This is a genomic window from Campylobacter concisus, from assembly GCF_002913745.1.
Classification (GTDB): domain Bacteria; phylum Campylobacterota; class Campylobacteria; order Campylobacterales; family Campylobacteraceae; genus Campylobacter_A; species Campylobacter_A concisus_R.
The window spans coordinates 1-8,112 of record NZ_PPCG01000059.1 but is presented as its reverse complement, the minus strand read 5'-3'; the positions used below and the strand labels follow the sequence as shown (position 1 = coordinate 8,112).

9 protein-coding genes are annotated in these 8,112 nt (G+C 41.6%); 2 read left to right on the top strand and 7 right to left on the bottom strand.

All coding sequences use genetic code 11. The features are described from left to right. The 5 genes from CYO90_RS07535 to mqnP all read right to left on the bottom strand — a co-directional run. Positions 1-517 (bottom strand): 7-carboxy-7-deazaguanine synthase QueE (locus tag CYO90_RS07535; RefSeq protein ID WP_103579055.1); only part of this gene is annotated, 517 nt, incomplete at its 3' end. Further along, positions 517-1,485 (bottom strand): GTP 3',8-cyclase MoaA, encoded by a 969-nt coding sequence (gene moaA, locus CYO90_RS07530; RefSeq protein ID WP_012001065.1) that lies wholly within the window; start codon positions 1,483-1,485, stop codon positions 517-519. The genes moaA and CYO90_RS07535, both read right to left, overlap by 1 nt. A 133-nt stretch (positions 1,486-1,618) precedes the next feature. After that, positions 1,619-2,125: a DUF6115 domain-containing protein gene (locus CYO90_RS07525; protein WP_004318037.1), complete on the bottom strand. Its 507-nt coding sequence runs from the start codon at positions 2,123-2,125 to the stop codon at positions 1,619-1,621. A gap of 9 nt (positions 2,126-2,134) precedes the next feature. Then, the gene (locus tag CYO90_RS07520; RefSeq protein WP_103579054.1) at positions 2,135-2,656 is read right to left on the bottom strand and encodes a hypothetical protein; all 522 of its coding nucleotides are present in this window, start codon (positions 2,654-2,656) and stop codon (positions 2,135-2,137) included. After that, the gene (mqnP, locus tag CYO90_RS07515) at positions 2,653-3,513 is read right to left on the bottom strand and encodes a menaquinone biosynthesis prenyltransferase MqnP (protein ID WP_429827832.1); all 861 of its coding nucleotides are present in this window, start codon (positions 3,511-3,513) and stop codon (positions 2,653-2,655) included. Before mqnP ends, CYO90_RS07520 begins: the two co-directional genes overlap by 4 nt. Positions 3,514-3,616: 103 nt before the next feature. Between mqnP and CYO90_RS07510 the strand changes: the two genes are divergently transcribed. Further along, entirely contained in the window at positions 3,617-4,831 is a 1,215-nt protein-coding gene (locus CYO90_RS07510) for an FAD-dependent oxidoreductase (RefSeq protein ID WP_103579052.1), read from the top strand. 2 nt (positions 4,832-4,833) lie between these two features. Beyond that, the gene (gene miaA / locus CYO90_RS07505) at positions 4,834-5,709 is read left to right on the top strand and encodes a tRNA (adenosine(37)-N6)-dimethylallyltransferase MiaA (protein ID WP_103579051.1); all 876 of its coding nucleotides are present in this window, start codon (positions 4,834-4,836) and stop codon (positions 5,707-5,709) included. A 71-nt stretch (positions 5,710-5,780) separates the two neighbouring features. Here miaA and CYO90_RS07500 read toward each other — a convergent pair whose 3' ends face one another. Both CYO90_RS07500 and CYO90_RS07495 read right to left on the bottom strand, forming a co-directional pair. Further along, entirely contained in the window at positions 5,781-6,773 is a 993-nt protein-coding gene (locus tag CYO90_RS07500; RefSeq protein WP_103579050.1) for an iron-sulfur cluster assembly scaffold protein, read from the bottom strand. Between the two features lie 16 nt (positions 6,774-6,789). Continuing rightward, the gene (locus CYO90_RS07495; protein ID WP_103579049.1) at positions 6,790-7,980 is read right to left on the bottom strand and encodes a NifS family cysteine desulfurase; all 1,191 of its coding nucleotides are present in this window, start codon (positions 7,978-7,980) and stop codon (positions 6,790-6,792) included. Positions 7,981-8,112 lie beyond the last annotated feature (132 nt).

The window sequence follows — 8,112 nt, the reverse complement described above, 5'->3', positions numbered from 1 at the left end:
CTTTGATAGCTAAAATGGCATCTAAATTTATGCGTTTTTGCTCGCTAACTCCACTATTTGCTAGCTTTACGCCAAGTGCAAAATGGCAGTTTTTATAAATTTCAAATTTATCAAAATCAACCAAGATCGTGCCATTTGTCTCAAAATGCACCTCGTAATTTATAAGCAAATTTCTTACCAAATTTATGAAATTTTCATTTTGATGCCAGATGAGTGGCTCGCCGCCTGTTAAAACGATGATCGGCTTTTGCTCTAAGCCTTTACAAAGCCCATCAACTAGGCTTAAAATTTCATCTGCGCTATATCTTTTGTGGTGAAAATGTCCCTTAAAAACGGCTCTTATGCTATCGCATCCCAAAAGCTCTTCGCCTGTTTTTAAAGACCTTGTCTTTACGCCAAAGCCAGAGCAGTTTAGGTTGCAGCCCAAAAAGCGTAAAAACACAGCGAGCCTGCCCTGATAAGCGCCCTCGCCTTGGATGCTTAAAAATGCCTCAACTAATTCTAGCTCTTTGCTCATCAACCACCAGTTTGGTAAAAGGCCCTTGAAGAGGTTTCATTTTCAGCTCCTAGAGCCCATTTGTTCTCTTTTGGCTTGTTAGCTAGCACTTGCCTTAAGATCTCGCTTGCTGCGACGATGTCGCCATTTGCAACTGCTTTTTTGATACTTAGTGCATCTTCAAAGTAAAGGCAAGGTATCAAAAGCCCCTCAGCACTTAGCCTAATGCGGTTGCAACTCTCGCAAAAGTCGTGTTTGTGAGGGTCAATGATGCCAAATTTATAGCCGTCATCAAGTCTGTAAATAGACGCAGGTGCGTTTGGCAATTTTTCATCTTTTGTGACATTATATTTTTGCGAGATGATCTTTAAAATTTCATCGCTTTTTAGCCCTTTTAGATCCTCTTTGGCGTGCGAATTTTCCATATATTCGATAAATCTGATCTGAGAGTTTCTAAATTTAGCAAACTCAAGCAAATTTACAAGCTCATCATCGTTAAAGCCTTTTAGAGCGACTGTGTTTATCTTGACCTTTAGTCCAGCGTCAAGTGCTGCCTCAAAGCCAGCCAAAACCTCGTGCAAGACGCTCTTTTGAGCGATAAATTTAGCCTTTTGCTCATTTAGCGTATCAAGCGACATATTTATGCGCTTTAGTCCAGCGTCCTTTAGCCTTTTGGCAAAGTGTGGCAACATAAAGCCATTTGTCGTAAGCGCTAGATCGATGTCTGGCTTATAATCGCTTATCATCTTTATAAAGACGTCCAGATCCTTGCGCACGAGCGGTTCGCCGCCTGTGATCCTGATCTTTTTCACACCCTCGTCGATAGCTACTTTTACAAATAAAAATAGCTCTTCAAATGTCAGTAAATTCTCTTTTGGCGTCCAACTAAACGGCGTCGTAGGCATACAATATCTACATCTAAAATTGCAACGCTGCGTCACAGAAATTCTTAAATAATCAACAACCCGACCATATTTATCTATTAGCATAAAGCACCTTTTTTAAGCTTGGTTAGAGCTTTTTTAATTTTCAATTATATGTTAAAAGATTTAAATTTAAATAAAAATTTAAGCTAATTTTTGTAGTTTAAGAGTAGTTTTGTCTTTTAAAATTAGCCCAAATTTAGGCTAATTTATGAAATTTAAGCACAAATTCAACTCGCCCCATACCCACGTGAAGATCTTTAGCGATCATGGCTGCGCTTTTGCCATCTTTAAACATCTTTAGGATCTGCTCTTCTTCATTTATAACACTTGGGGCGATTTTATTGATATCTCTTGTTCGCTCCTCAAGGTTAAACATCCTATCTTTTTGCTCGTTTGCAAAGTCATCTATCACTCGCTCGATGCTCTTTATAGCGCGGATTATCGGCACGATTTTTTCATTTATTTGCTCGTTTATCTGCTCTTTTAACTCATCTTTTACATCTTTTAGCTGCTCGTCGTCATCAGGCTTAAAGCTTGCTAGTGCGGCTAGCTGCTTTTTGAGATTGTAGTTTTCTTGTATGGCGCTCTCTATGGCACGCTCATATCTTGTAAATTTCTTATTTGTCTCGCTATCTTTTATAAATATCAAAGCTATTATTATCGCTAAAACGATGCCAAAACCTAAAAAAATGTAAATTTCCATATTTTTCCTTTACGAATTCGCTCTAAGCTCTCTTATCATCACACGCTCTCTAGCCGTCACGTAAGCGTTCCAGTCGGCCTCGTCCTCTTCGTGCATGTTCTCTATCTTTGCTAGCCTTTCATCCTGTGCCCTTAGATAAAGGCTCAAATTTCTCTTTGGAAAGATAGGCATCGCGATCCTTGCGTAGTAAATTTCATCTTTTGTAAATTTATCTTCGCTTATTTTTATATGCGTAAAGCCGATCTCATCGATATCTACGCTCTCTTTTAGTGGCAAGTATTGCTTGTGCTCATTTTTTATATAATCACTTAGCGCGTCGATCTTTCTATGAAGCTCGATGACAAGCGTTAGCAAGACTTGGTCGCTCTCTTTGGTCTCGCCGCGTGATTTGGCTCGCTTTAGCCACGCTCCAAGCGCATCTTCGTCGCCTGGCAAGATAGAGTTAAATTCTCTTAAAAATTTCTCATCTCCCGAGCTATCACGCTCATAAACCATGCTAAGAGGCGCTTTAAAAAGCCTTACTTCGCTCATAATACACTTATCCAAACAAAGATGAAAAATAAAATTCCCAAGTAGCCATTTAGCGTGAAAAACGCCCTATCTATCTTGCTAAAGTCGCGCCTTACGATCCTATGCTCGAAAAATAATATCACGCCACTTACCACAATGCCAAAAAACGCCATCGCTCCAAGTCCAGCCGCCCAAGCAAAAAGTAGCCAAAGTATAAAAGCTAGAGCGTGAAAAATGGCTGATAAAAATAGTGTCGCCTTGTCGCCGTAGATCGCTGGTATGCTAAAGAGCTTGTTTTCTTGGTCAAATTTAATATCTTGAAGCGAGTAAAGCAGGTCAAATCCAGCCACCCAAAATGTCACACCAAGGCAAAGTAGCACGCTCCAAAGCGGTATAGCAGCGCTCACTGCAACCACGCCAGCGATCGGAGCAAGTCCAAGACTAAGTCCTAGCACCAAGTGCGCTAGCTCGCTAAATCGCTTAAACAGCGAGTATCCGCCAAGAATGGTTAGGATAGGAAAGCTCAGCCAAAATGCGAGCGAATTTACAAAATAAGCACAGATGATAAAGATAAACGCATTTGCCGCTATGAAAAGTTGCATATTGCCCTTGCCGATGCGCCCATCGACGCTTGGACGGCTTGCGGTGCGTGGGTTTAGCTTGTCGATGTCCTCGTCTTGGTATCTGTTAAACGCCATGGCAAAATTTCTAGCACTGACTGCGCAAAGAGTGCCTAAAATAAGCAGTTTAAAGCCAAACCAAGCAGAGCCGTTTTCTATCTTGCTCGCAACTATCATCGCCACAAAGATAAAGGGCAGGGCAAAAACCGAGTGCTTAAAAACGATGAGTTCTGCGATATCTTTTAGCTTTTTGATCATATAAATTTCCATGTTTTTTAAAAAGTGTCTGATTTTACACCATTTTGCTTTAAATCTAAATTTATATTATCATTGCCACATTATTTTAAAATGAAGGGTTATGATGAGTAAAATAGCGATTATTGGAGATAGTTTTAGTGCGTTGTTTACGGCACTTGAGCTAGCTAAAAAGGGCGAGGAAATTTTAGTTATTAGTAGCCAAAAAGATGAGTTTGAGAGCGGAATTTTAACCCCATTTAACACCCCAGCGCTCGCAAGAGATGGAGCGATATCTAGCTCATTTATGGGGCTAGTTAGTAAAAAAAGCGAGCTTGATATAGCACTTTGCCTAAATGAAAACTTTAGGGCTTGGATGGCAAATTTCACGCTAAAATCAACAAAGGCTCACGATAAAAAGATGAGAATTTTGTTTAAGAAATTTGGACAAAAGAGCTTTGAGATTTTAAAAGAGCTAAACGAAAAATATCCGCAGATAAAATTTGAAAAAAGTGGCGTTTATCTCGTTTTTAGCGAGGATGAGAGCTTTAAAAAGAGGCTTGATGAGATGAAGATCGCTGATAGCGAGCAAGAAATTTTAAGCGTAGATAATGAGCTAGCAAATTTTGGATTTATAAATAAAAACATAAAAGGGGCGCTAAATTTAGCTAAAAACGCGAGTATCGATGCAGGTGAGCTAAAAAAGGCGCTTCTTAGCGAGCTAAATGAGCTTGGAGTGCAGTTTATAAATGATGAAATTTATGAGCTAAAAACGCAGGGACAAGCCGTGCAAAAGGCTGTTGGCGCAGCTGGCGAGTACGAGGCTGATAGCTTTGTCGTGGCGAGCAGAAATTTGGAGCTTTCAAGCAAGCTAGGGACAAATTTAAGTGCCATTTTGGCTAAATTTTACACCATAGATCTTGTGCTAAGCGAAGATCAGATCCCTAAAAAACCGATCATTTTAAATGATATATTTGCCAAAATTTATCCAAACAAAAATGGCGTCACGATCATCACAAATTTACAAGTGGGTGCGATCGATACGCTTGTAAAAACAGAAAAGATCAACGCATTTTTAAACGAGCTAAAAAGGCACCTTGGCATAAGCGAGCTAAAAGAGCCTAGTTTTAGGGCAAATTTCGTCCTTCTTAGCTCAAACGACAAGCCAGCTCTTGGACGTGATGAGACCTATCAAAATTTAATCTACAACCAAGCGTACGGGCTAAATGAACTAAGCTTTGCACCGCACTTTGCAGGCGTTTTGGCTGATCTTATTAAAGAGGGCAAAAGCAACGAAGATAGCGATGAAATTTTACTTTTTAGCTCACTTTACGAGGGCTAAATTTGTTTAAAGAACTAGCGCTAATTGGCACCACGGCAAGCGGCAAGAGCGATCTAGCCTTTGAGCTAGCAAAGGAGTTTGAGGGCGTCATTTTAAGCCTTGACTCGCTAGCACTTTATAAAGAGATAGACATAGCCAGCGCAAAGCCAAAGCCCTGGCAACTGGAGGCTGTGAGGCACTTTGGGGTGGATGAAATTTACCCTGATGAGGAATTTAGTGTTGGGGTGTTTTTTGAAATTTACAAAAACGCAAAGGAATTTGCGCGCTTGCAAAACTGCCCGCTCATCATCACAGGCGGCAGCGGCTTTTATCTAAAGGCGATGCTTAGCGGACTTGCGCCAGACGTGCCAAAATGCGAGCTAAATTTAAGCAACGAGGAAATTTACGAGCTAGCTTTACAAAACGACCCTGAGTTTGCAGGTAAATTTAGCCAAAACGACTCTTATCGTCTCGAAAAATGGTATCAAATTTATAAATTTAGTGGCCAAATTCCAAGCATTTGGCTACGAGAGAATACAAAGCCAAGCGTCATAAAAGAGCTTGCGATATTTGAAATTTTGTGGGATAAAGAGGAGCTTAGAGCTCGCATCGCAAAGCGGACAAAAAATATGTTAGATGAGGGCTTGATAGATGAGGCGAAGTTTTTATTTGACAAGTATAAGAGCGAGCCAAAGCCTTTAAAATCGATAGGTCTAAAGGAGTGCAAGCAGTTTTTGGAGGGTGAAATTTCAAAAAGTGAGCTAGAAACGCTCATAGCCACGCACACAACCCAGCTTGCTAAGCGTCAGCGAACCTTTAACCGATCGCAGTTTGAGAAGAAATTTGTGGGTGACTTGGCTCAGACTAGAAGTGAAATTTTGAAATTTTTAAAAGGTTAAATTTAGATTGTCTGGGTTGTAAATTTAATTTAGCAGGGGCGAACAGCTCCAAAAGAAGCCGTTCGATAAATTTATATAGGCATTACCCTGATTTTTGGGCTTAAGCTCTCTTGTAAGACATTTTCTATCGCATAAAGCGTGCCAGCCGAGCCGCTCGCACAGCCAGAGCAAGCGCCAAGATAGCGGATATAAACATCGATGTTTTCGCCGTTATCGTTTCTGATGTCTATGATCTCTAAATTTCCGCCATCCATCATAAGCATCGGGCGGATCTCTTTATCGATGATCGATTCGATCGCTTTTAGCTGACCAACCATCGTCATGCTCTCAAAGCTAACGTCGCTAAGTGTGTTGTTTGCTTGAGCGTTGGCCTGAGCTTGTAGCCTCTCTTGCTCCATTTCAGCCCTCGTATCACGCAAGATATCAACAAGGTAGTAGTCCTTTTTCTCGTGTCCGCCAGGTCTAACGCATGATTTACAAAATGCCCCAGCTTTCGTGTACTGCGTGATCTCCTCAACCGTGTGAAGGTCGTTTAGCCTGATCACCTCTTTGATCGTGCCAAGGCTCACTCTAGCACACTCGCAAACGATGATTTCATCTTCAAAGTGCTCTGGGTCTATGCCCTTGTAGCTTGCTGCGGCTGCCTTAATGACGTCGTATGCCATAACTGAGCAGTGCATCTTTTGAGGTGGGACGGCTGGGGTGTCTGGGTTGTCACGCATAGCTCTTTCAACATCTAAATTTGTTATCTTAACCGCTTCATCGACAGTTTTGCCGATGCAAAGCTCAGCCATCGTGTCAGAGCTAGCTATCGCCGTGCCACAGCCAAAGCTTTTAAATTTAGCGTCTATTATTTTGTCAGTTTTCTCATCAACGAGCCAGTAAAGCCTAACTGCGTCGCCGCAGCTCTCTGCGCCAAAGTCAGCGATGATAAGTTTTGCGTTTGCTTTTTTGGCGTCCTCTTCGGTTAGCTCGCCCATGAATTTAGGATTATTCATCCTATCTTGCACTACCTTTGAGTATTCGTCCCAGATAGAGCCGCCGATTAAGTTATTTTTTGCCATGTTTTTCCTTTAAATTTTATAATCCACTCTTATGCCACTCTGGGGCGTACGCGAAGGTGCTTGATATGCCTCTTAGCCTATTTACAGCCTTTGTTATTTGCTCGATCGCATAGTCGATCTCTTCTTCTGTGTTAAACCTTGAAAGAGATAGTCTAAGTGCAGTGTGAGCTAGCTCTTTGTCAGCTCCGATCGCCTCCATGATAGGGTTGCTCTCTAGCGTCTCGCTCGCACAGGCAGAGCCAGTAGATGCTGCTATGCCAGCTCTATTTAGATCCCAAAGCATCGCCTCGCCCTCGACGCCTTTGATAGATGCTAGGATGGTGTTTGGCACGCGTTGCTCTTTTTTGCCAACGACGCTAACATCAGGAATTTGCAGCAATGCGTCTTCAAGTTTGTCACGCAAACGGCGAACGTGTGAGTGCTCGTAATCCATAAATTTATTTGCTAGCTCAAGTGCTTTGCCCATGCCAACGATACCTGGAACGTCTAGTGTGCCGCTTCTGCGTCCGCCCATGTGCTCGCCGCCGTGAAGCAAGCTACTTAGTGGCATACTATTTTTTATAAACAACGCTCCAACGCCCTTTGGTCCGTGAAATTTATGCGCTGAAAAGCTTAGAAAATCAACGTCTAGGTGTTGAACATCTATCTTTATCTTGCCAACTGCTTGCACGGCATCAGTGTGAAATAAAGCGCCGTATTCGTGGGCAACGCTGGCTAGCTCTTTTATAGGAAAGATCATGCCAGTTTCGTTGTTAGCAGTCATTATGGCAACTAGTGCGACATTTTCATCCATGACAGCTCTTAGCTGATCTGAAGTTACGATACCGTCGCTATTTACGTCTAAAACTGTAAGATCCACGCCATATTTTTCTAGAAATTTACAAGTTGCCAAGATAGCTGGGTGCTCAACCGCAGTTGTTACGATGCGTTTTTTCTCGCCGGTTGCGATCTTATCGAAGTAGATGCCTTTTACTACCCAGTTATTGCTCTCGGTCGCGCATGAGGTAACGACGATGTCATCGCTATCTTTTGCGTTTAGTCCGGCGTAGAGCTGATCTAGTGCTGTTCTTAGCGCTGGGTGGGTCTCTGAGCCAAATTTGTGAAGTGAGTTTGGATTGCCGTATTTTTCGCAAAAAAACGGCTTCATAAGCTCAAAAGCCTCTGGATCAACCATTGTTGTGGCGTTATTATCTAAATATACTCTCAAATTTAAAACCTTAATTCGGATAAAAAATATCCCTTTTATTTTTGATGGGATATTATAACAAAAAAGTTAAAAGCAAGTTTAAAAAATAGCTTTAGTTTTTTCAATATTTGGCTCATTTTGATAGTAAAATAT